16 protein-coding genes are annotated in these 24220 nt (G+C 42.5%); 8 read left to right on the top strand and 8 right to left on the bottom strand.

Features of this window, described 5'->3' with window-relative positions:
• Positions 1–72 precede the first annotated feature (72 nt).
• The 7 genes from RMX89_RS11630 to RMX89_RS11600 all read right to left on the bottom strand — a co-directional run bounded on the left by RMX89_RS11630 (position 73) and on the right by RMX89_RS11600 (position 11783).
• A complete protein-coding gene (locus tag RMX89_RS11630; RefSeq protein ID WP_322689045.1) occupies positions 73–795 on the bottom strand; it encodes a carbonic anhydrase in 723 nt (240 codons plus the stop codon).
• A 999-nt stretch (positions 796–1794) separates the two neighbouring features.
• A complete protein-coding gene (locus tag RMX89_RS11625) occupies positions 1795–5517 on the bottom strand; it encodes a diguanylate cyclase domain-containing protein (RefSeq protein WP_322689044.1) in 3723 nt (1240 codons plus the stop codon).
• A gap of 399 nt (positions 5518–5916) precedes the next feature.
• Positions 5917–6324 carry a response regulator gene (locus RMX89_RS11620; RefSeq protein WP_322689043.1) on the bottom strand — a complete coding sequence of 136 codons (408 nt, stop codon included), beginning with the start codon at positions 6322–6324 and terminating at the stop codon, positions 5917–5919.
• A 218-nt stretch (positions 6325–6542) separates the two neighbouring features.
• Entirely contained in the window at positions 6543–6920 is a 378-nt protein-coding gene (locus RMX89_RS11615) for a response regulator (RefSeq protein WP_322666389.1), read from the bottom strand.
• An 89-nt stretch (positions 6921–7009) separates the two neighbouring features.
• Positions 7010–9565 carry an ATP-binding protein gene (locus RMX89_RS11610; protein WP_322689042.1) on the bottom strand — a complete coding sequence of 852 codons (2556 nt, stop codon included), beginning with the start codon at positions 9563–9565 and terminating at the stop codon, positions 7010–7012.
• A complete protein-coding gene (locus RMX89_RS11605; RefSeq protein ID WP_322689041.1) occupies positions 9562–11415 on the bottom strand; it encodes a response regulator in 1854 nt (617 codons plus the stop codon). Before RMX89_RS11605 ends, RMX89_RS11610 begins: the two co-directional genes overlap by 4 nt.
• Positions 11416–11645: 230 nt before the next feature.
• Entirely contained in the window at positions 11646–11783 is a 138-nt protein-coding gene (locus tag RMX89_RS11600) for a hypothetical protein (RefSeq protein ID WP_322689040.1), read from the bottom strand.
• Between the two features lie 591 nt (positions 11784–12374).
• On the opposite strand from RMX89_RS11600, the gene RMX89_RS11595 reads away from it, so the two are divergent.
• From RMX89_RS11595 to RMX89_RS11560, 8 genes are all read left to right on the top strand, one after another.
• On the top strand, positions 12375–14324 hold the full coding sequence (locus tag RMX89_RS11595) for an RluA family pseudouridine synthase (protein WP_322689039.1): 1950 nt from the start codon (positions 12375–12377) through the stop codon (positions 14322–14324).
• A gap of 593 nt (positions 14325–14917) precedes the next feature.
• On the top strand, positions 14918–15124 hold the full coding sequence (locus tag RMX89_RS11590; RefSeq protein ID WP_322666382.1) for an RRXRR domain-containing protein: 207 nt from the start codon (positions 14918–14920) through the stop codon (positions 15122–15124).
• 75 nt (positions 15125–15199) lie between these two features.
• Positions 15200–15856, top strand: coding sequence for a cysteine dioxygenase family protein (locus tag RMX89_RS11585; RefSeq protein ID WP_322689038.1), 657 nt, complete (start codon positions 15200–15202; stop codon positions 15854–15856).
• Between the two features lies 1 nt (position 15857).
• Positions 15858–16619 (top strand): class II aldolase/adducin family protein, encoded by a 762-nt coding sequence (locus RMX89_RS11580; protein ID WP_322666378.1) that lies wholly within the window; start codon positions 15858–15860, stop codon positions 16617–16619.
• A gap of 270 nt (positions 16620–16889) precedes the next feature.
• Positions 16890–18008, top strand: a complete 1119-nt coding sequence (locus RMX89_RS11575) for a sulfonate ABC transporter substrate-binding protein (RefSeq protein ID WP_322689037.1) — start codon at positions 16890–16892, stop codon at positions 18006–18008.
• Positions 18009–18109: 101 nt separating this feature from the next.
• On the top strand, positions 18110–18931 hold the full coding sequence (locus RMX89_RS11570; protein ID WP_322689036.1) for an NADPH-dependent oxidoreductase: 822 nt from the start codon (positions 18110–18112) through the stop codon (positions 18929–18931).
• A 15-nt stretch (positions 18932–18946) separates the two neighbouring features.
• On the top strand, positions 18947–19735 hold the full coding sequence (locus RMX89_RS11565; RefSeq protein ID WP_322689035.1) for an SDR family oxidoreductase: 789 nt from the start codon (positions 18947–18949) through the stop codon (positions 19733–19735).
• A 223-nt stretch (positions 19736–19958) separates the two neighbouring features.
• The gene (locus tag RMX89_RS11560) at positions 19959–21305 is read left to right on the top strand and encodes an NAD(P)/FAD-dependent oxidoreductase (RefSeq protein WP_322689034.1); all 1347 of its coding nucleotides are present in this window, start codon (positions 19959–19961) and stop codon (positions 21303–21305) included.
• Positions 21306–21519: 214 nt separating this feature from the next.
• Here RMX89_RS11560 and RMX89_RS11555 read toward each other — a convergent pair whose 3' ends face one another.
• The gene (locus RMX89_RS11555) at positions 21520–23967 is read right to left on the bottom strand and encodes a single-stranded-DNA-specific exonuclease RecJ (protein ID WP_322689033.1); all 2448 of its coding nucleotides are present in this window, start codon (positions 23965–23967) and stop codon (positions 21520–21522) included.
• Positions 23968–24220 lie beyond the last annotated feature (253 nt).

Here is a 24220-nt window from a genome sequence, read left to right as displayed (position 1 = left end):
TAATAGGGATTTTAATGAATTGTAATACACTAATATAGTGTAAGAATCCTACACTGGAAATGTGGAAGATATTCAAGTAAGAATGTTGACTTTACCAGTATCAATATCGTAACAAGCACCAACAATTTTTAGTTTACCTTCACGAAGCAATTTTGCTAAAATAGTTGAGCTTTCTTGCAATTTTTCAGTTTGATATTGAATGTTGGCTATAACTGCATCTTGCATACGATCGCCAGTTCTGAACTTTACCCTTTCTACAGATGGTTTGATACCTTCAATAATCAAACCAATTCTGCCCGGAAGTGGTTCGTTTTTGATTGCTTCTGCTACTGCACCACATCTTCTATGACCCAAAACCATAATCAACTGCGAACCCAATACTGCTGTAGAATATTCCAGACTACCTATAACCGTGTCACTGACAACATTACCAGCAACTCGCACGACAAATAAATCTCCAAGTCCTCGGTCGAAAACAATTTCCGCAGGTACTCTAGAATCTGCACAGCCCAATATGGCGGCAAAGGGATACTGAGCTTTCGCAACTAATCGCAGGTGTTCTAGTGATTGATCGGGATATTGGCGTTTTTGATGGATAAATCTTTGATTACCATCAAGCAAGCGTTTGATGGCTTCATTTGGACTGATTGAATTAGGGTTAACTGGGTGAATATCAGCAACAGCAGTTTGCTCTGTATTCCAAAAGCTATCACCAAAAGTAGTAGCTGCAATACCTACAACACTGGCGAATTTCAAGAAATTACGTCGCCCGACAAATCCATTAATTCGACTCATCAATCTACCTGACAACAATAAAGCTGTTCCCAAGAAGATATCAGACTTAATTAAGATGCAAGAGTACTTGATTACACGGTTTAAGAGTCATTTAATATTCGCATGATTTCGAGTGGTTATAATCCCATCTGTTGAGCGATGAAAGCAGATGAATAAGCGATATAAGAGAGTCATTATAGCAGCTTTATCGCTTCTTTTCTAAATTCTAACAATTAATAAAAATATAAGTTTTTTAAAAGGTTTTTGGAGAGACATTACTTAAAATATTCTGTAAATATAGGGATATTATCTTTCAACCTATTAGTCAAACTATTTTAGAGGATGTTTGAAAAGTATTGGAAATTAAACTTTTCAAACATCCTCTAAAAGCGATAGTGTAGCTCGTTTGGTATTTGCTTCTTGATTCATTCAAACACAAAGCTCTGTTCTGACGTTCATTTTCAAAAGTTTGTGGTTGACTGAAATTGATTCTTTGGCTAATAGTGTGTTTTTTCTAGTCAAATTTAAAGTACTTTTATCTAAACTCAGGTTAGGCATCTCTTGCCAGCAGTGGCGGCAGAACCAGTAGGTTTCTTGTAAACGAATGTGACGAAGCATTTGGTTGGAACAGCAAGGGCAGTTTGTCATAAAATTGTTGTTTTATTAAAAAAATTAAACACAAATAAGTAGTTTGCTCTTGGCTTAACTACCAACAGCTTTAATTTATAAACAGAAAATAAAGAACTAATAAAGAAATGATAGTAGTTAAAAAACTTTAGAAAATATTAACAATTACTTGATTAGCGTAGGATCGCAAGAACCGCAGGGATCACTCACTCTCTAAGCTCGACTTTATCCATTTTTACGAAACCCAAAACCTGACACTGAAACCTTTGTGGGACGGTAGTTTTACTTTTTAGATTTAACCGATAATCAGTGACATGGAAAAAGTTTTTGCCAAAAAGCTAGGGTTTTTGCCGTATCAAGATAAGCAAGTTCTTAATTTTGGATAAAGTCGAGCTAAGACAGTCTATTTATACAAGAACGATTACGCCCGTTTGCTTTGGCTTGATAAAGGGCTTGATCTGCTGCCTCAATCAAATCTAAAGGAACCATACTGGGTGTCGGAATCACTGTAGCAATTCCGATACTCAAAGTGACGTGGTGCATCACAGGCGATGCCGCGTGGGGAATATTTAGCTGTTGGATAGCTTTATGAATTTCTTGGGCAACGTGAAAAGCCCCATCACTAGCAGTGTTAGGCAAGATGACAACAAACTCTTCTCCACCATAACGAGCAGCTAAATCTCTAGAACGTTTGACATTTTGTTTGAAAGCTTGGGCAATAAAGCGCAAACAATCATCTCCGGTCGTATGACCATAAGTATCGTTATATTGTTTAAAATAATCAATGTCGCATAAAAGTAGTGAGAGAAAACCTTGTTCTCGTAAAAGATATTGCCAGGTAGAATTAAGCTTAATATCAAAACATCGGCGATTGGCGATTTGAGTTAATTCATCTACCATTACCATATTTTCAAGCTGCTGGTTGGCACGCTGCAATTGTTGATAAAGTTCTGATTGCTGAATAGCGATCGCTACCTGTGTTGCCAATTGCTGAAGCAGTTCGCTTGCCCAAGATTGCCACTGACGCGGGGCGCTGCAATGATGAGCAACCAAAAGACCCCAAAGGCGATCGCCTTGTAAAATTGGTACAACTAGCTTGGCTCTGACTTGCAACTTTTCCAATAACTCTACATGACAAGGGGCAAATCCGGCAGTGTAGATGTCTGGAGTAACTCTGAGCGTACTTTCTGGATAAGACTGTCCCTGTATATTGACAAAATAGCTGTCTGTAATTTCCATATTCAAAATCGATTGCCAACCTGCTGTTATAGACTCCGTGACAATCACACCACTCCAATCACGGTTAAAGCGATAGATGATGACGCGATCGGTTTGCAGAAAATGTCGAACTTCAGCAACAGTTGTGTTTAAGATTTCATCCAAGTCTAAAGACCTACGGATATGTTGAGCGATCGCATAAACCATACGTTCCCGTTCTGTTTGCTGTTGCAGGGCAATTTGTGCCTGTTTGCGGTCTGTGATATCTGTAAATGATGTCACCACCGCGGATGGTTTTGATTCATCCGATTCAAACAGTGGCTGAGAATTGATTGAAATCCAAGTCAAACTGCCATCAGGTTTATGAACTCCCATAATCACGTTAAATTGGGGTTGTCCGGTGCGTAAGGTGACAACAGCAGGGTGAGTTTCACCTGGAAAAGAAGTACCATCTTCATGAATCGCTCGCCATAGCAAAGCGATGGAAGTTCGCCCCATCATTTGATCGGCTGTTAACCCTAAAATTCTTTCGGCACTGTCATTACAGGTGGTAATGCGTCCATCGGATTGCTGTAGGACAATACCTTCTGCCATCGCTGTAATTACGGAACGATAGCGTTGTTCGCTTTCTCGCAGCGCTTCTTCCATACGCTTGCGTTCAGTAATATCAGTATGAGTTCCTAGCATCCGTAGGGGAAAACCATTCTTGGCGCGACTCGAAACTTGACCCCGATCTAAAATCCACTTGTAGGTTCCATCCTTGCACTTAATCCGATATTCACTGACATATTGTTGGGTTTCACCGGACAAATGCTTGCTAACCTCCTCGTAAACCCTCGCTTTATCATCGGAGTGAACCCGCTGTTCCCATTCACTGAGGGTATTTCCAACTTCATGCTCTGCAAACCCTAACATTTCTTTCCATCGCCGGGAAAAAAAGACTTCGTTCGTTTCAGCATTCAAATCCCAAACTGCATCGCCATTTCCTTCCAAAGCATACTGCCATCTTTCTTCACTGGTTTTGAGTGCGGCTTCGATTTGTTTACGAGGGGTGATGTCTTCAAAAATGTATAACCGCCCAAAGTATCGATCCTGAGTATCCCGAATTTGACTGGAAAAGCGGCGAATCGTTCGCCCATCGACAAATAAAATTTCATCCTCAATCGTGCAACGATTTTCTTCAGACTGCAACGGTTTATAGGATTCGACAAATGCCGATGCATCGACAATTGAAGATATACAATCAGGAATGATGTCATTATTTTTTAAAGCACCCAAACGCATTTGGTCTTCTAGATGTTCGATGCCCCAAATTTTACAGAAGTGGTGATTGAAATAGAGGATTTCATCGGTACGATTGTCAACAACAAAAAATCCCAGCAAAGAAGTTTCAGTCATAGAACGCAGCAAAGCTTCCCGCCAGCGCAATTCTGATTCTGTACGCTGGTGTTCTTGTAGTGCAGCTTGTTGCTTGGTAATATTGTTTTCGTTGACGAGGATGATGGAGTTACCTGTTACTGGATCGCGGGTGCATCGTATATCGATCCCATGCCATTGAATTCCCTCAGTAGTAAACACCTGAGCCTCTATGCTGAACGCCTCACCGCAATTAATCGCTTTCATAGCTTGTTGTCCAACACTCTTGTCAACAAAGTGACTCAGGAAAATATTCTCAGCTGACGAGTTAGGGTACAGGGTATCCCGATAACAGCGAAGGGCTGCCGGATTTTGCATCAAAGGTACACCATCGATCGTGTAAAGCGAGATCATTACTCTGGTGTGACGTAGGGCTTCAATCGATCTGAGTGTTTCTCGATCGATCTGATTGATAATTTCTGTCGATCCTTCAACCAGCATCGCCATTCGCCCTTCTTCAATTTGAATCCCAGAAAAGATGCAGCGCAGAGAAACAGGTTTTCCTTCTGGGTAAAATGTCCAGTTTTCAGTGATGGTTTTCCCTTGCTGAAATTCTTGCAAATAGCTTTGCATTCGAGTGTGAGTAGACTGGGAAACATCACTGAAGTTGCGACTGAGCAATTCTTCTCGACTTTGAGCATTCCAAATATGCACAGCGGATTGATTCGCCCACCACATCTGCAAGTTTTGAATATCATAAATCCAAACTGGAGTTTGTAATCGGTCAAATGCAATCAAGTCTGCAACTGATATATTCTTTGGCAATGCTGTTCTTGTGATAATGGAACCTCTAAAATTCTGATACAGAGTTCTTTTGATTGATTTTAACTTTGGCTGAACTGTCAAATTTTTCAGGTTTTGATTCAGTTGCAGCGTTAGTTTTTGGCAGGATGTAGCCTTTTGCCGATGGCGTTCTGCTTCCCCAAGAGCGATTCCTAGTTCTGCGGCTATCAGTTGGAAATACTCAATTTCTAAAGAACTCCATTGACGCGAACCACTGCACTGGTGAGCAATTACTAAGCCCCATAAATAAGGATATGTACTAGAAACTCCATCAAGTTCTTGATTATTGACTAAAATTGGTACTACTAAATTAGCTCGAATCTGCAAGTCTGTTAATAGTTTTTTGTAACAAGGGTCAAGGTTTGTAGTATTAATGTCTTCAATGACACTAACGCTTCCATCTCGATATCGCTCTACCCATATCGCATTGAAGCAACGATCGTAAATTAATTGCCCTAGAATCGGTTTCCATCCATTACTTACAGACTCTTCTACGATGACTCCATCTCCATCCGGCAAAAAACGATAGATAATGGCGCGATCGCTTTCTAATGTTGTTCTAACTTCGCTGACAATAATCTTGAGAATTTCACTCATTTTAAGTGACTGATGAATTTGATCGGCCAGCATCCTAATTCGATCGAGGATTTGCTTTAAATCAATTTCAGAACCCGATAGACGATTGAACAGCATAGTCATAATCTATGTATATGCACTTAGGTAGATGTAAGATTTTTCTCTGGTATTTAATTTTATTCCAAATTACCTAAAACGTTAAGTTAAATTTAAGCTTAAACTTGATATACAGCAGAATTCAGAAGTAAAACAGGCTTTATACCTGGCTTTGAGACGAATCGTTGCGTACTTCACTTTCTTTAAAATCCGTTGTAGCAATCCAAATTGAAACGTGAGAAAATATATAGGCAGAAAAAAAGTATCTATAAGTGTTTTAGCGATTTTATTTTTTACTAATAATTTAAGATTGCTATTATTGGTAATAACTTCTTGATTTTATTAAACTTATTAAGTTTAGGTATCAAAGTCTTCTTAATTCTGACTTCTTACGGATGTTTTACCCATTCTTGTTTAATCTTTTAGTCAAGTAAAATCCCAACCCAGCAATTGAGCAACTTGAGACGGGAGGGTAACTGGATTAAAGGGTTTGAGAATTACACCTGCAACTTGATACTGTCGCAAAATTTGCGAATCCAACCATCGCGCTTTCGCACTGAGCAACACTACAGGAATAGCTTGAGTTTCTGGATGATTTCTTAGTTTATTCATAAATTCAAAACTAGCCAGATCGCGGATTGAGATATCTAATACAATCGCATCAGGAGTATAGTGTACTGCATTCTGCAATCCTTCTAATGGAGAATCTGCTGTCACGACATTCCAACCAGCTAAATCTTGGAGGCAAAATTTTACTATCTCACGGACATGCAGTTCATCATCAATGAGCAATATCGTTTTGCCGATTATATTTACCTCCTTTAGTATATTCATTTGATTTCATATACCTTTTTTGGTTACAGATATAGCAAGGGACTGGGGACTGGGGACTGGGGACTGGGTGAAAAGCCTTTTGTGTCTAAGTTTTATCGTCTGTTGATGTCCTAACCACCTTGACTGTTGCTATAAAAGGTTTTTATCTGTAACCAAAAAAATACATTACAAAAATAAAAAACTAATAAAGATATAGATTTTGTTACTAAACTTAACTATTAATCGTCCCACCCCAGAATCTCACTAACTTCGTTGCAAATAGAGGTGGGTTCAAAAGGTTTGGTGATAATTCCGGCAATTCCCATCTGGGCGAAACGGGCGCGATCGCTCCCTTGGACTTTCGCTGTTAATAGAATCACTGGTATAGCTTCGGTTCCTGAATTCGCCTGAAGTTTTTCGTAGACTGCAAATCCGTCCATGTCAGGCATAGAAACATCAAGTAGAATGGCATCAATAGGTTCCGTCTGGGCGATTTTTAATCCTTCTGACCCTGATGCAGCTGTCAGGGTGTCCCATTCTCCTAAGTCTTCTAAACAAGCTTGCACTAATTCGCGGATTCGTTCTTCATCATCCACAATTAACAATTTTTTAGTCATTTGTCATTTGTCATTTGTCATTGAGTATGGGGATTGAATCTTTAATTTTGAATTTTGAATTTTGAATTTTGAATTAATTTCTCCCCTGCCTAATTCCCCGGCAATGGCAGAGTGAAGAAAAACGTGCTGCCAACACCAAGAGTGCTTTCAGCCCAGATTTGCCCACCGTGCCGATCAATAATACTACGACAGATTGCCAATCCCAAGCCTGTGCCGCCTTTGGTGCGAGAATCAGAGGCATCTACTTGCTGAAATCTTCCAAAGATTGCTTCTAACTTATCTGCTGGAATACCTCGTCCTCGATCCGTTATTTGGAATAGTACGCAGTCTGTTTGCTGTTGGACACTGAGAGTAATAGTAGAATCGGCAGGGGAGAATTTAATCGCATTACCTAACAAATTGGTGAGTGTTTGCACAATGGCATCAGCCGCCGCCCAAACTTGAGCATTGGTAGGGTGGATCTCAAAAGTAATATTTTGCTGATTGGCGATCGCTTGCAGTCCTGCTACTGCTTGTTGAATTAAATCAGCTGCATTGCAGATGGTTTTTTCTAAGACAGCTCGATCCGATTCTAAGCGTTCCAAATCGAGAATATCGTTGACTAGACGCACTAAGCGATCGCTGTCGATGGCTGCAATCTCAATCATCCGCTTAAATTTATCTGGTTTTTTGTCGTAGATACCAGTTTGTAGTAAACCCAATGCTGCGCGAATTGCAGTTAAGGGAGTGCGGAGTTCGTGACTAACGATGCCAATAAACTCACTTTTGATCGAATTAATCTGCTCTAGTTCAGTGATATCTTCGGCAATCCCAGCAATCCGAACTACCTCGCCGAGTTCATTTTTGATCGGAAATGCGCGATCGCGAATCCAACGGATTGAACCATCAGGGCGGATAATGCGATATTTTTTATCGTATTGCCCTGCTTTCATCTGTTCAATGAGTTCAATTTCGACGCCCTGGCGATCTTCTGGGTGAATTGCATCTAACCAATTTGAATAGTTGTGATACAAGTCCTCACAATTTTTTTGCCAGATGGTTTGGTATGCATTGCTCACATATAGAACTTGCTGATTTTGAATATCGGTCATCCAAAATACTGCTTGGATGTTTTCTGCCAGCTGACGAAATTTTTCTTCGCTGTGGCGTAAAGCATCTTCGATGCGTTTGCGTTCGGTGATATCTTGGTGAACTGCAACCAGAACGTCGCCGTAGTCGGGATGTCTAAATACCGAAGCCGTCACACTACACCAAAATGGCGTACCATCTTTTTTAAGATTCTGAACTTCGTAGGTGGCTTCAGTATTTTGTAAAACGGCAGACAAAGTGGCTTGATTTACATTTTGAGTAGTTACTGATTTGGTGACACAGTTCGCAATCGAAACGTGTTGACCGTTGAGTTCGCCAGAGTCATAGCCAAACATCTGCTCAAATTTCGGATTGGCATAGACAATGATTGCATTATCAATTCTTACTAAGCAAATGCCTTCCCCCATATTTCGGGTGATTACAGCCTGAAGCTCCAGCATTTGCGTCTGTTCTAAAAGTGTGAGTTGGGTTTGTTGCTGCTCTATAACTGTTTTTCGCAGGCGATCGTTCGTCTCTGTCAGTTGGGCAGTGCGTTCTTGCACCCGTTGCTCAAGTTCGGTATTCAGTTGTTGTAGGTCAATTTCTGCCTGTTTGCGCTCTGTTAGTTCTGTTTGTAACTGTTTGACCAAAGCTGCTTGCTGGATAGCAATGCTTACCTGCGCTCCCAACTGCCGCAACAGAGAAATTTCTCTTGATTGCCACTCACGAGGAGCCTTACATTGATGAGCTGCTAATAATCCCCACAATTCATCTCCTACGGAAACAGGAACGACCAGATTTGCCCTCACTTGGAGACTTTCCAAAAATTCAACATGACAGGGACTAATTCCAGCAGTATAAATATCAGTTTTGGCAGTGACTAAGCCTTGTTTAAAGGGTTCGACGTTCTCTTCACCAATGCAAGCGTCATAAATCTGGAGTGGTAAAAGAGCCATGCAGTCCGGTGCAACAGACTCAATCACAATCGTTCCTCCCCAACCTGGATAAAATTGGAAGATAGTGACGCGATCGCACTCCAGAAATTGCCGCACTTCATCGACAGTAGTTTGTAAAATATCTTGTAAATTGAGCGATCGCCGGATACGCTGGGTCATCTCCATCACTAGGCGCTGTTGCTCAAATTGCTGTTGCAGCGTTTCTTGTGCTTGTTTGCGCTCGTCAAGAGCTATCCGCAGTTGCTCGGCGTTTTCTTGAGACAATTGTTGGTTGAGTTGTTGAATCTTCCGTCTGCTGTACTGAAGATTGCTAGTGATTAGGTTAATCACCAAGGCAACCAGTAAAAAGATACTTAGCCGCAATAATTTTTCTGGTTGACCGAGCCAGATTTGGGATCGCGGATGCATCAATAAATAATTAATTGCTACTGTCGAAAGGACAAGTGTAACGATCCCTGGACGAAAGCCACCATACCAAGTACTGACAATAATAGCTATATAGAAAAAAGCACCAATGGTTCGGGAAATAAGCGGTTCTAACCAGAGTGACAGCAGCAGGGCGATCGCAGTTGAACCAATAGCCACACCGTAGTTCAATAATCGCTGATAATTTCTCATCATGCTTTACTTCTCCCTGCCTGAGAGCGCCAACGCGTTCTTTGAATGCGGCTCAGTACCCGTGTCACAAGTTCTGGCCCTAGCACTGGCTTGCTGATAAAATCATCAGCTCCGGCAGCAAAAGCTTGCTGAAGAAATTCTGCTTCAGTATGGGCTGTAACTACTAAAATCGGTAAATCTCCCCACTGGGCATCCTGGCGCACGACTTTGCACAACTCTAATCCGTTGACTATCGGCATTTCTAAATCTAGCACCACCAAATCAGGAGATGTTGCAATCAGCACTTTCCAAAATTGTTGTGATTGGGAGAGGGTGATTACTTCCAGTCCCCAAGGAGTTAACAACGCCGATAATCCAGCTAGCATTACAGGATCGTCGTCTACGATTAAAACTTTGGCTTCGGAAGTTTGAGGTTGAGGTAAGACACGAGCGATCGCCTGAAAAATCTCCTCGGTTGTCGCCGGTTTATGCAAAAATTGTCTAGCTCCTAAACGCGATACTTTCAGTCGATCTGCTAGGCTATCTCGTCCGGTAAAAACAATTACTGGGATATTTGGCGATCGCTCTACTATCTCGCTCAATAATATTAATCCGTCTTCCTCTACTGTTGTAAAACTCAAATCCAGTAAAACTGCGTCAGGAGTTTTTAAGGAAAAAAGCGATCGGGCGGTTGCTAAGTTTGGTGCAACCTTCATTCTGATTCCCCATGAATCGGCTTCTGCTTGCAACTGCTTTGTCAGTATAGGATCATTATCGATTACTAACAGCCGATGAGTTTGCTTCATCGGAACATTTGGAGCAGTGGAAGTGACAGCAGGCTTGGTTAACTCTTGCTGTAATGCTGTTACCAGTTGCGAGAAATTAGAGATTTGCTCTGGAGATAGTAAGGAATCTTCAAGCAGCAAATGTTCTATTTTCCGTCCGAGCCGAGAACCCTCTGGATAACCGAACGATCCCATTGAACCTGCTAGCTTATGAGCTTCACGCAATGCATTCTGCTGTAAATCTTCATTTAAATTTCCTGCCAAGAGTGCAGTTTTTGCTTGCTCTAGCACTGCAACCTGTCCAACAAAGGAATTACGAAATCGCTCCAACACCCGATTTACAGAAGTCATATCTTTGGGGCTGGGTTTCTTCTTTCCATGTTGATTATTTTCCCCAACAGACATGGGGCGATTAGGTACAGGCTTGATCCGATAGCCCATGCCATATACCGTTTCTAGAAGTTCTTCTGCTATACCTGCTGTTTTCAGTTTCTTGCGCAAGTCTTTAATATGAGTCGTAACTGCATTTTCAGTCGGTGCATCCCCAAATCCCCAAAGCCGATCTAGAATCACTGCCCGACTAAAGATCCGGTCTGGGTTTTGCAAAAACAACTCCAGCAGTTTGTATTCTGTGGCTGTGAGGAGAATTTCCTGCTCATTACAAGTTACTCTGCCGGCACTTGGATCTAAAGAGAGATTTCCCCAGGTTAAAATAGATGATGAGATCGCCCCATTGCGTCGTAATAAAGAGCGAATTCTGGCTAGTAATGCTTCTGGGTCGAAGGGTTTGATGACGTAATCATCTGCTCCGGCATCTAACCCCGCCACAATATCTGCATTAGAATTTTTCCCGGTTAATAACAGAATAGATTTACGGTAGCCTTGCTTTCGCAGTTGCCGACACAAGGTAATCCCATCCAGTTTTGGAATTAGCCAGTCTAGCAAAATCAACTCATATTCAGTCGATAGCGCTAGTTCTAATCCAGCTTGTCCATTGCTTGCAATGTCGATAGTATAATGATTTGCACTCAACAACTCGAAGAGTGCTGTACTCAGTAATACGTCATCCTCTACCAACAAAATTTTCATAAGTTGTATCAAAAGAAGATGCTGATGACACCTTCGCTATCGCAGGACACACCCTCTTGCGTGGTCAAACTTTTTTAATGTAATTTTAATATATTGTTACAAACAATACAACAAGTTAATTTAACGTGAGTTCGACGGGTGCTATTTTGACCTCTCCCCCAGCCCCTCTCCTACCAGGAGAGGGGAGCAAAAACTTTTCTTTTTTCGTTACTCCTGCCTCTCCTTTTAGGCTACGGTGTACACACAAGTCTCTTGACCTGCACCTTTGTTGCATCGACTTGCACCTTTGTTGCATCGACTTGCACCTTTGCTGCATCGACTTGCACCTTTGCTGCATCGACTTGCACCTTTGTTGCATCGACCTGCACGTTTGTTGCATTGACTTGTACCTTTGTTGCATCGACCTGCAAAAATTAACCTACTCTATGTTAGGCAGTAACTTTAAAAGATTTGTGTGTACACAGTAGCTCCTTTTAGGAGAGGGAGGCTGGGAGGGAGAGGTCTGTTGAACTCACGTTAATTTAGATAGATTTTGCAGTCTGACATATTTCGACTTATATCTGTGTCAGTGCATTAGTACTATATATTTTCTGTTTGATTTCTAGCCAGTTGTAGTGAAGCGGTGACGCTTGTGCTGCATCCACCTTAAGGTGGTTGGGAGAGCGTAAACGTCAACAACTGGCCATTGGGTGGGATTTTGAGATGGGAATTAATCCCTTGTAGAATTTTCTCAAGATCCCTGTAACCCTGTTGATATATAAATTAAAACTGCAACAGAAAAACTTTGGATGCCAAATTGCCAAAAGCACTCAACACAATAGACTTCTTGCAAAAGTAACTTTTGCTTTGCGGTGGGGAGAAGGGAAAATTCCATACCTTTACCCTTTACCCCACAATGCCAAAAAGTCTAATAGACTTCATATATTGATTGATCGGCTAGATTTGCAATCATACCTTGTATGGTAGTTCTGCACGCACTTTCAGATTTCATCGACTGCGATTTTGCGATCGCTGACTCATCTTGTAGTTATTGGTACGAAGGGCGTTGTCCGCAAAGTGGCGATCGCCTAAAATTACCCCGCACTTCAATGTCCGAAGCGATCGCCCACGGACTAATGCAACATCTTGCCAACAATGACTGTTATTCTCGTGAAGGGAAGATGTATGGAATCTTATTGGTTGAACTGCCTAATGGCGAACAACGAATACTAAAAGCTTTTTCTGGTCTTTTGAATGGTTGCAGTGTGGTTGAGGGCTGGGTGCCGCCAATTCCGGGACGAGATGAAGTTGCTTTCGAGGAAAGCCGTACTTTGGCACAGTTGGACGCGATTAAGCAAGAAATTATTTCCTTGAAGCAACTAACCGAACGCCAGCAGTATGAAATCTTGTTTAATGACTTTGAGCAGCAGTTACAAGCAATGAGCGATCGCCATCGCTATTGCAAACATCAACGACAGGAAAAACGTCAGCAAATCTGCAATACACTCACTGCCGAAGCACTCACCATTGCCCTTGAACAACTCGACGAAGAGAGTCGTCAACAGGGAATTGAGCGACGACAACTTAAACGCCAGCAAAATGCTGTATTACAGCCTCTCCAGCAATTAATTGCAGCGACAGATGCGCGAATCAGCGAACTGAAACAACGGCGCAAAGAACTTTCCCGTCAATTGCAAGCTCAAATGCACGCTAGCTACAGCCTGACTAATTTTTCCGGGCGATCGCAATCATTGCAAGAATTGATGCCAGGAGGTTCTCCCACTGGCACAGGAGACTGTTGTGCCCCAAAGCTGCTTCATTATGCGGCAACACATAATCTCAAACCCTTAGCAATGGCAGAATTTTGGTGGGGTGCGTCTTCCGTAGCTCAGGATAAAATTCCGGGAGAGTTTTATGGAGCCTGTGCCGAGCGATGTCAGCCATTGATGGGGTTTTTGCTCTCAGGCTTGAAACCTTCCCTCCCTGCTAGGGAAAAAAGAAGCCTCTCTTCTGATAGGCTACCGTGTATACACAAGTCCTTCTCACACCCTCTAACTCCCCGATGCCTTGGGGGAGAACCGGGAACCGGATATTTCCCCCAACGCATCGGGCTACAGTGTACACACAAGTCTGAAATAGCTTACTCATCTGGGTTTTTGCGTCACTTTTACCCCACCCTAACCCTCCCCTTGCAAAGGGGAGGGAACCGGATCTTTAATCTCCCCCCTTTGCAAGGGGGGATTAAGGGGGGTAAATCCGAGGTTTGCGCTTCATTATCAAGATATGTGTACACAGAGGTAACTTTACCGATTATTTATGAAGATGAATGGCTGATTGCTGTCAACAAACCTGCTGGATTACTTTCGGTACCCGGTCGTTATCGCGATCGCCAAGATAGTGTTTTGAGTCGCTTACGTCATTTGTTACCTGATGGTATGGCGCTTATATCTGTGCATCGCCTAGATCAAGAAACTTCCGGGATTTTGTTGTTAGCACGCGATCGCCAAACCCATCGGCAACTCAGCCAGCAGTTTCAGCTACGCCAGGTTCACAAAGTTTATGAAGCCATACTTTCCGGTGCTGTGACAGTTGAGCAAAGTAAAATTGAACTGCCATTATGGGGAGATCCTGAAAATCGCCCCTATCAAAAAGTTGATTGGCAGCACGGTAAACCCAGCTTGACACACTTCCAGGTAATAGCGAGAGAAGGAAACTACACCCGCGTAGAATTTACGCCACTAACAGGACGCACTCATCAGTTGAGAGTTCATGCAGCTGATGCGCAAGGACTTGGGATAACTATTTTAGGCGATCGCCTTTATGGATGTTGTGCAGTTACTAGTCGGTTACATCTGCACGCCAGAGAACTTCGCTTCAAGCATCCGCAGTTAGAAAAAACCTTGCATTTACAATCAATTATGCCCTTCTGACGGATTATATTACAGCATATTTCAAGTTGGTGAGGTACAGAAGCTAAGTCTGTTACCCGTTTTATATCAAGTCCGGGTAATTAGTTATGATTCCCACAGTCATTGCACCCACCGCGCCAAAGCTACGCTTTGTCTCCCCTAACAGCTAGCCTATTGCTTTTTAAATTTGTATGTGATAATTTTCTGCTTGTAGTTAATTCAACGGTTATCCGACCGACTTATAGTACTTACAAAAATTAATATAACTACTAAGAGGCTTCCTAATAAAAATATCCAACTACAAATGATTCTGGGATACCCCACAAAATTGGATGATTGATTTCTTGGAAATCCCTAAATGAAAGGTAAAGACGAGAGTGCTGGAGTTAACTTATAGACTCTCATTCTTATCTTCTTATAAAAGGAGCAGGGGAGCGGCACTTCTCTACAAGAGGCTGCACTTCGACTACGCTCAGTGACCACGCCAAAGGCTACGCTCTGTAACCGAGGAGAAGTTGCAGTAAGTTTTCCCCCATACACCTCCCCACCTCTGCCTCTTGTGTCCAGTCCCCAATTCCCAATCTGGCGATCGCAAATCTAAAATTCAAACTTGTATGACTAAAGTATTCATTCTCGATGCCAACAAACAACCGTTATATCCAGTACGCATCAGCCATGCTAGGCTGCTATTGTCACAAGGTAAAGCTACTGTATTTCAGCGATATCCTTTTACTATCATTCTGAAGGAGTCCCTTTCTCATCTAAAACTTGAGCAACTTGGCTTTAAGATTCATCCTGGTATTAAAATAAATCGTAATTAAATTACGAATTACGAATTACGAATTACGAATTACGAATTAGTTAATCTTAGTCGCCTCCTCAACAGAGGAATATAGATGACGAACCACACTATTTTAGAACCGTTACCAGAAGACCAATGGTTTATTGAGAGCCAGGAACTACGATCCTTTGTAGCAACAGTGCAAGAAATTAGCGCTAGCACTGTTAACGATCGCACACAAACTCTCGCCAAACTAGAACCCCATTTTCAAGAACTGCTTGCTCAACAGGAATGGCTACCGGAAAAGTTTGCCCAAATTAATCCCGAAAGCCGGATGGGTGGCGGTATTGGTCAATGGCTGCTTTATCGCGCTCAAGATCGTTCGCTGTCGGTATTCAGTTTGGTGATTCCCCCAGGTTCCACGACTCCCGTCCACGATCATCTAGCCTGGGGATTGATTGGTTTATACAAGGGCGATCAAGAAGAAACAGTCTATCGCCGTATAGATAACAGTGATGTAGAAGGGCACGCACAATTACAAGTAACTGAAGTGCGTAGCCTTCAACCAGGGGATATCTACCGCCTCTTACCACCAGATGGTGATATCCACGCCGTCAAAACCACATCCCAGAGCGCATCTGTATCCATTCATACCTTGGGTAATGATACTGGTTGCGTCTTGCGTCACCAGTTCATCCCAGCATCTCACAGCGTCAAATCCTTTCGCTCTGGATATTCCAACGCTCCCTGTAAACAAGAGGAGGAAAAATAACATGGCCAATTATATTAGACCAAAACCCCCAGTTTTCGAGCGAGTTGAAGACGAACGCCTGCACCGCAAGCAACGTCTCGCCGCCGCCTTTCGCTTGTTTGGTAAGTTTGGCTTCAGTGAGGGAATCGCAGGCCATATTACGGCTCGCGATCCTGAGTTTACAGACCATTTCTGGGTCAATCCATTCGGGGCATACTTTGGTCATATCAGAGTTTCTGACCTGATTCTAGTTAACAAAGATGGTGAAGTCGTTAAAGGCGATGCTGATGTAAACCAAGCTGCTTTCGCCATCCATTCTCAGATTCATGAAGCTCGACCTGATGTCATCGCAGCGGCTCACGCCCACTCACTTTATGGTAAAGCCTGGTCTAGTTTGGGGCGTCTCCTTGACCCCTTGACTCAAGATTCTTGTGCTTTTTACGAAGACCATGCCCTGTTTGACGATTTTACAGGTGTTGTTTTAGAAACTTCTGAAGGTCAGCGATTGGCGCAAGCCTTGGGGCCAAAGAAAGCCATAATCCTACGTAACCATAGTATTTTAACTGTGGGACATACAGTCGATGAAGCTGCCTTTTGGTACATTAGCTTAGAGCGATCGTGCCAAGGACAACTGCTGGCAGAGGCTGCGGGTAGACCCACTACTATCAAACACGAAACAGCCCGTTTAACACAAACTCAAGTAGGGTCACATGTAAGTGGGTGGTTCAGTTTCCAGCCGCTTTACGATCGGATTGTGCGCGAAGAACCCGATTTACTAAATTAGTGCTGTGTTTTTCGGCATTGGGATATTAACAATTCAAAATTCAAAATTCAAAATTCAAAATTATTCGCGCCGCATCTCGTAGAGAAGAGAGTTACATAAGGAGATTTAAACCCCGACTGTAGCTTACTTAAGAGCAGGGTAACTGAACTGAGCGGAGTAGTTCCGACTCCGCCTCCCAGTTATTTATTGTCAATTGAAGCTAAATTTATTTATATACCCCGGTAAACCTATAAGTTTATAGTATTCATATAGCTCAGAGAAATCATTTTGATGATTAACCAAATCTTTCGCCGTTTTATTGCCAAGTGGATATCGTTGATAAAATTCAGGAATATCCCGTTTAACAACCAGCATAAATTATTCTTTTCTTCTCCTTTGCCAACAGTAGGGGCTTTTGTTACAGGTCTTTGTCTGAGCTTGCTATTTGCTGCTTGTTCATCGACACCGACTGTTAATGCCCCTAATCCCAATGCCACATCTCAGGGTAATTCTGCTTCTAATAAAGCAACAGTAGTCAGATTTGGTTATCAAAAATCGACCATTTTGCTAAGAACTAAGGGTGTTTTAGAAAAGCGTTTGGCACCAGAAGGAATAACTGTAAAGTGGACTGAATTTCAAGCGGGGCCACAACTACTAGAAGCGATGAATGTAGGTAGTATTGACATTGGCCCTGTGGGAGAATCACCGCCAATATTTGCCCAAGCAGCAGGGACATCACTAACTTATGTTGTTGGTACTGCGGCTACTCCAGCTAGTTCTGCAATTCTTGTTCCTCAAAATTCGCAAATTCAAAAACTTACTGACTTGAAGGGTAAAAGAGTTGCCTTTCAAAAAGGATCTAGTGCCCATTTATTGTTAGTCCTAGCTTTAGAAAAAGCCGGATTAAAATATACAGATATTGAACCTAAATATTTGGCTCCGGCTGATGCTCGTGCTGCATTTGTGAAAGGGAGTGTAGATGCTTGGGTAATTTGGGACCCATTTTATGCAGCCGCTGAAGAGGCAACTAAAGCTAGAGTCCTGATTGATGGCACAGGAATTAATAAACAGGGAGGATATTATTTGATGAGTCGCAAATTTGTCACTGAAAATACCCAAACTGTCAAAGCAATAGTGGAGGAAATTAAAAATCTCGAAGAATGGTCTAAACAGAATCGAGAAGAAGTAGCAAAAACTCTCGCACCTGTGTTAGGAATTGATTTAGAAACGATGAAAAAAGCAACTAACAGGCGGACTTTTGGGATTGTACCAATTGACGACAATTTGATAAATCTACAACAAGGTGTTGCAGATACATATTACAAATTGAAGTTAATTCCCAAAGAAATAAATGTGAAGGATGCAATGTTGACAAAAGAAGAATATGCTGCTTTCTCACCAAAAACTTAAACTAGTACAATGAATCGGCTGTAGGGGCATAGAGATGTATGCACCTACAGATGAAATTGGTATTAGTAGCAAATTTGAAAATGTAAATCTTGGAATTGATTATGACTAATCCTACAGAATTACTGCGATCGCGCTACGGTGAAATTCCCTTCAACCCCGAAATTGCATGGAATGATTCGCTAACAGCACTACTATCTCACCGTTCAATTCGGTCTTATCTAGCCGATCCTTTACCATCGGGAACTCTAGAGTTACTAATTGCAGCCGCCCAATCTGCATCTACTTCCTCAAATTTGCAAACCTGGAGTGTGGTAGCAGTCGAAGATCAACAGCGCAAAGAAGAGTTATCCAAGTTGGCGGGAAACCAAGCACATATTAAGCAGGTTCCTTTATTCTTGGTTTGGTTAGCAGATTTAGCGCGTCTAAGTCATGTTGCTGACAGTCGCGGCATATCTCATGATGCGCTGGAATATTTGGAAATGTTTGTGATGGCAACAATCGATGCAACCTTAGCGGCGCAAAATGCCGCAGTTGCAGCTGAGTCACTTGGTTTAGGAACAGTATATATTGGCGGAATCAGGAATCGCCCCCAAGAGGTAGCACAGATATTGAATTTGCCCTCCTCTGTGTATGCTGTCTTTGGGCTGTGTGTGGGTTATCCAAATCCTGAAGTTGAAGCAGCGATTAAGCCACGCTTACCGCAGTCAGTTGTGCTGCACCGTGAAACCTATAAATTGGCAGAACAAGAAGAAGCGATCGCTCACTACAACGACATCATCAAAGAATTCTATACTAAACAAAAGATGAATGTTGCCGGCGATTGGTCAGAACACTCAGCCCAACGCATCGCCACTGTAGAATCATTGAGAGGACGCGATCGCTTGCGTGAAGCTCTCAATAACCTTGGCTTTAAATTGTTGTAAACAAGAATCAAGATTATGGATTTGCAACTCCGTGGCAAAGTCGCCTTAGTAACAGCTGCTAGTAAAGGTTTGGGCAAAGCTACAGCGAAACAATTTGCCCGTGAGGGTGCAAAAGTTGCCATCTGCGCCCGCAGTGAGTTAATTGACAAAACTGCTGCCCAGATTGCAAGCGAAACAAGTACAGAAGTGCTATCTCTGCGTGCGGATGTTACTAATCAAGAAGATATTGAACGAGTAATTAATGCCACAGTAGAAAAATTCGGCGGGTTGGATATCCTCGTTACCAACGCCGGAGGCCCGCCTGCTGGCACTTTTGACGATATCGATTTGGCAACTTGGGAAACTTCGATCGACTTGACTTTGCTGAGTGCGGTACGTCTGGTAAAGTACGCTTTACCTCACTTACGCCAATCTACCGCACCAGCAATTCTGACCATCACCTCAACCTCAACTAAACAACCAGCCGAAAATCTGGTTTTATCTAATTCCATTCGATTAGCAGTGATTGGTTTAACGAAAACTCTCAGCCAAGAACTGGGTAGCGATAAAATTCGCGTCAACAGTATTCTACCAGGCTGGACATATACAGAACGGGTAGAAGAATTGCTCAATGCCCGCATTGCTAAAAGTCGTGAAACGAAAGAAGCAGAAATTGCTAGAATCAATGGGACAGTCCCTTTGGGTCGTATCGGAACACCAGAAGAGTTTGCCAATGTTGCAGTATTTCTGAGTTCACCAGCAGCCTCATTTGTGAATGGAGTCATGCTGCAAGTAGATGGCGGAATTATTCAAAGCACATTTTGAGCGGCTCGATCAACCCCACCCCCGCCAAAGCTATGCTTTGTCGGGGGTGGGGTGCGATGACTGTGGGAATCATAACTAAATTAGCCGGACTTGATATAAAAACTAACTTTGACTACTTTCATCATTTCTTCAATTGTTCTAAATAGACAGCAACCATCATCATAAAGCTGTTACATCTTTGTTAAGAATAGTTACAACTTCTTAATACAAGGAAATATTTCTTATGGAAGTCTCACTTGAAAAGAATGCACCACATCGCGTTGTTATTGTTGGTGGTGGCTTTGGTGGACTGTATACAGCAAAAGCTTTGAAGAAAGCAAATGTAAATGTTACTCTCATTGATAAACGTAACTTTCACCTATTTCAGCCGCTTTTATATCAAGTTGCCACAGGTACGCTATCACCTGCTGATATTTCTGCACCATTGCGATCTGTATTCAGCAAAAGCAAGAATACAAAAGTGTTGTTGGGAAAGGTAAATGATATCGATCCAAAAGCACAACAAGTTATTTTGGGTGATGAAGTAGTACCTTATGACACATTGATTGTCGCCACAGGTGTTAACCATTCCTATTTTGGTAAAGATAACTGGAAAGAATTTGCTCCTGGCTTGAAAACTGTTGAAGATGCTATAGAAATGCGTCGCCAGATATTTTCGGCATTTGAAGCGGCAGAAAAAGAAACCGATCCAGAAAAACGCCGTGCTTTGTTGACTTTTGTGATTGTGGGGGGCGGGCCCACAGGTGTAGAATTATCCGGCGCGATCGCAGAATTAGCATACCAAACTCTCACAGAAGATTTCCGCAGCATCAATACTTCAGAAGCGAGAATTGTACTATTGCAAGGTGGCGCTCGCATCCTCCCACACATTTCACCAGAATTATCGAAAGTAGCAGCAGAATCTTTGCAAAAGTTGGGTGTGGCTGTCTACACCAACACCAGAGTGACAAATATTGAAGGTAACATCGTTACTTTCAAGCGAGGCGATGAATTGACAGAAATTACCTCAAAAACTATCTTGTGGGCAGCAGGTGTTCAAGGTTCGCCTATGGGGAAAGCCTTAGCAAAAAGTACAGGTGTAGAGTGCGATCGCGACGGACGTGTGATTGTAGAACCGGACTTGTCTATCAAGGGTTATAACAATATTTTTGTAGTGGGAGATTTAGGTAACTTTTCCCATCAAAATGGTAAACCCTTACCTGGTGTTGCACCTGTAGCCAAACAACAAGGAGAGTATGTAGCTAAACTCATTAAACGCAGGTTGCAAGGTGAGACTTTGCCACAATTTCGTTACAATGACGTGGGTACTTTGGCGATGATTGGGCAAAATTTAGCTGTTGTAGATTTAGGCTTAGTCAAACTCAAAGGTTTCATTGCTTGGCTCTTTTGGCTAGTAATTCACATCTACTTCTTAATCGAGTTTGACACTAAAGTAGTAGTAGCAATTCAGTGGGGATGGAATTATATTACTCGTAATCGCCGCTCTAGATTGATTACAGGCCGAGATGGTTTTGTAGAAGGAAAAACTGTTAACAATAGGGTGCAACAGCCTTCTGGGACACCTCTGTAACTTCAGGGATGACACCCGATAGGACTCATATCGTGTCTTGCTGATGACTTATCTATTTAGACCGCAGGGGAGCAGGGGGGCATACTTCGACTCCGCTCAGTAACCGGGGCAGGGGAGCAGCACTTCTCTACGAGAGGCTTCGCCAACGGCTACGCTCAGTGACCGAGGAGCAGAGGGAAAGAGGCTGTGTAGCGAACGCTATAAACCCTTTAAATTATTTACTGTCATAGCTGGCGATCGCCACAATCGTAGATAAAGGAACTTCCGCAAAATACTGTTGCTGAAATTGTTCTTCTCGAACAGCAGCTAAAAATCGTGCAACTGCTTCGTCAGCCAGGTTTTCTACACTATCGTTTGGATTCCAGGTAAATTGTAAAGAACGGTCTTGTCGTTGAACTGTGAACCCTAAGTATTTTAAAGCTTTGATTCCGACAAGTAAGGTTTGGTCGCTAATGCCGATTTTCTCTAAAAGTTGTCCGCGGGTAACTAGTTGATTTGTGCGACTGAGATATTTGGCAATTCCGACAAGAGTCAGCCAAATTTGATTAGGTGGTTGGTGCTTAGGTTTAGACCAAGCGATCGCTAATTGTTGCTGATTCTCAAGCCCAGACGTAGAGCGGCTGCTCACCAAACATCGCCGCAACCACATACGTAAATCATCCCAATTCGTGGGACAATCTTCAATAATTAGTCCTGAATGTTGAGTTGCTGAGTGTTCCTGATTCCGTAAGTCTAGGATGAAGGGTGTTAGCGATAGCTGAGTGTTGAGTGCTGAGTTAGCAGAAGAACGCACGGCAATCAATCTGATTTCATAACGTTTTTTGAAGGTGTTGTAGTCTAGTTCTGCTATGCAATCACATCTTCCTATGGGCAATTCATCTTTGTAATGTCCCCACCATAAGCCAGGAAAAGCATTTCTGGTAGAGTCATCCCGAATATCAAACTCAGCTTTAATGTACTGTACCTTTTTCCCCTGCCAATCCTGCTGATTGCGATGCCAAGAATTTTCAAACCAGCAGTTTTGAATTAGCAATTTCGGAACAGGATTACCCATTCCACAAGGTTCTAACAGTTTCAGTTCCAAAAATAACTCTTTCCCTAAGTCGGCTACCGTTACCGTCAAGTCTGCTTGTACAGTTGGCGTTAGAGTTGTACTACCTAAAGATTGCCGTAGCTGCTGATTAATCGCTGCTGTAAATAAAGGAATATTCTCCACCAACAAACTCAAACCAGCTGCAAAGGGATGTCCCCCAAAGCGATGTAACAAATGTGCTTGCTCTTTCACCAGCTGGTATAAATCGACAGAATTCACCGAACGAGCAGAACCACGAGCTAAGATGAGTTCTGAGTTCTGAGTTCTCAGTTCTGAGTTAGAAGATAAAGAAGTAATTTCTCCCCCTGCTCCCCCTGCTCCCCTGCTCCCCTGCTCCCCTGCTTCCCCTGCTTCCCCTGCCCCTTCCGTACTCAACAAAATCGTCGGGCGTCCAGTTTCTTGTGCTACCTGTCCAGCGACTAAGCCCAATACACCCGCAGGCCATTGGGCATCTTCTAAGACAATAACGCTGGTGGTTGATAAATCGAGTTGAGTAAGTTTTTGCGCTACTTGTGCCTGCACATCTTTTTGTAAAGATTTGCGGCGGGCGTTGGCGAGTTCTGTAACTTCGGCTAGTTCGTTACAACGTTTAACATCCCGACTAGTTAATAATTCCACGCAAAAACTGGCATCTCCTTGAATGCGACTAACGGCGTTAATTCTCGGCCCCAAACCAAAAGAAATATCTGTGGGGCGATCGCCACTTTTCTGGCACAATTCTAATAATCGCCCTACCCCTGGACGCCGCCGCGCTGCTGCTGGCTGTTTAAAATCTTCTTGCAGTCGTTGAATTCCCATCTGTGCCAAGTAACGGCAATCTCCACTTAATTGCACTAAGTCAGCAATTAATCCAACTGCAACTAAATCTAATAAATCCTCTAACGGATATTTAGCAACATTGGGCAGACTTTGATATAGCGCTTCCACCAACTTATAACCTACCGCCACCCCAGAAAGATTAAATAACTGATGTTCCTTTGGAAAATAGCGGGGATTGATAATTGCTGCAACAGGTGGGCGTTCGGCTGGTAAAGTGTGATGATCTGTAACTATTACATCTATACCTAGCTGTTTGGCATAGATAATTTCTTCAATGTTTGTGCTACCTGTATCGCAAGTAACTATTAATTTGCAACCTTCTTTTGCTAAGTTATCAATCCCTTGATTATTAAGTCCGTGGGATTCTTTCAGACGATTGGGAATGTAGTAAACTAACTGAGTATTTTGAGCAAAAAACTGCCCCAATCCATCCCAAAGTACCGATGTAGAGGTAATGCCATCAGCATCGAAATCTCCCCAAATGGCAATTTTTTCTTTAGTATTATACGCTTGTTGCAACCGTGCGATCGCCAGATGCATTTCTTGCCCAAACTCAAAGGGACTTGCTGGTTGATAAGCTTTATGGTTGATAAAAGCTGTTAATTGTTGACGATCTTTAATACCCCGTTGCCACAACAACTGCGCTGCATACAGTCCACTTGAGGCAGGTGTATACTGTTTCACTGCTTGGATAAACCACTCTGGTGGTTGTTCAGTTGCTGTTATAGTCCACTGCTGTTGTTCTGGCATACAAACAAAATTAGGATTTAGAAGTTAAAACTCTTCAAATACAATGATAATTTGTAAATCTGTGGAGTTGACTTTTAAAAGAGTCAATGCTCATAATGGGAAACTGTTAATCTCTTCTAACCTCTTGACCGAAACTACTGTGAGTGTTCAATTAACTGTGGTCATTAAATGAAGTTTTGATTGATATAAACGTCAGGTTTTAGCAATCATAATATTTATTAACTTTGCTTTTAATTTTATTTTTATTTGCAAC

Origin of the sequence: Nostoc sp. DedSLP04 (genome assembly GCF_034530775.1) — a bacterium.
Classification (GTDB): Bacteria; Cyanobacteriota; Cyanobacteriia; order Cyanobacteriales; family Nostocaceae; genus Nostoc.
Note: the sequence above shows the minus strand (reverse complement) of the source record. Positions and strands in the feature narration are given on the sequence as shown.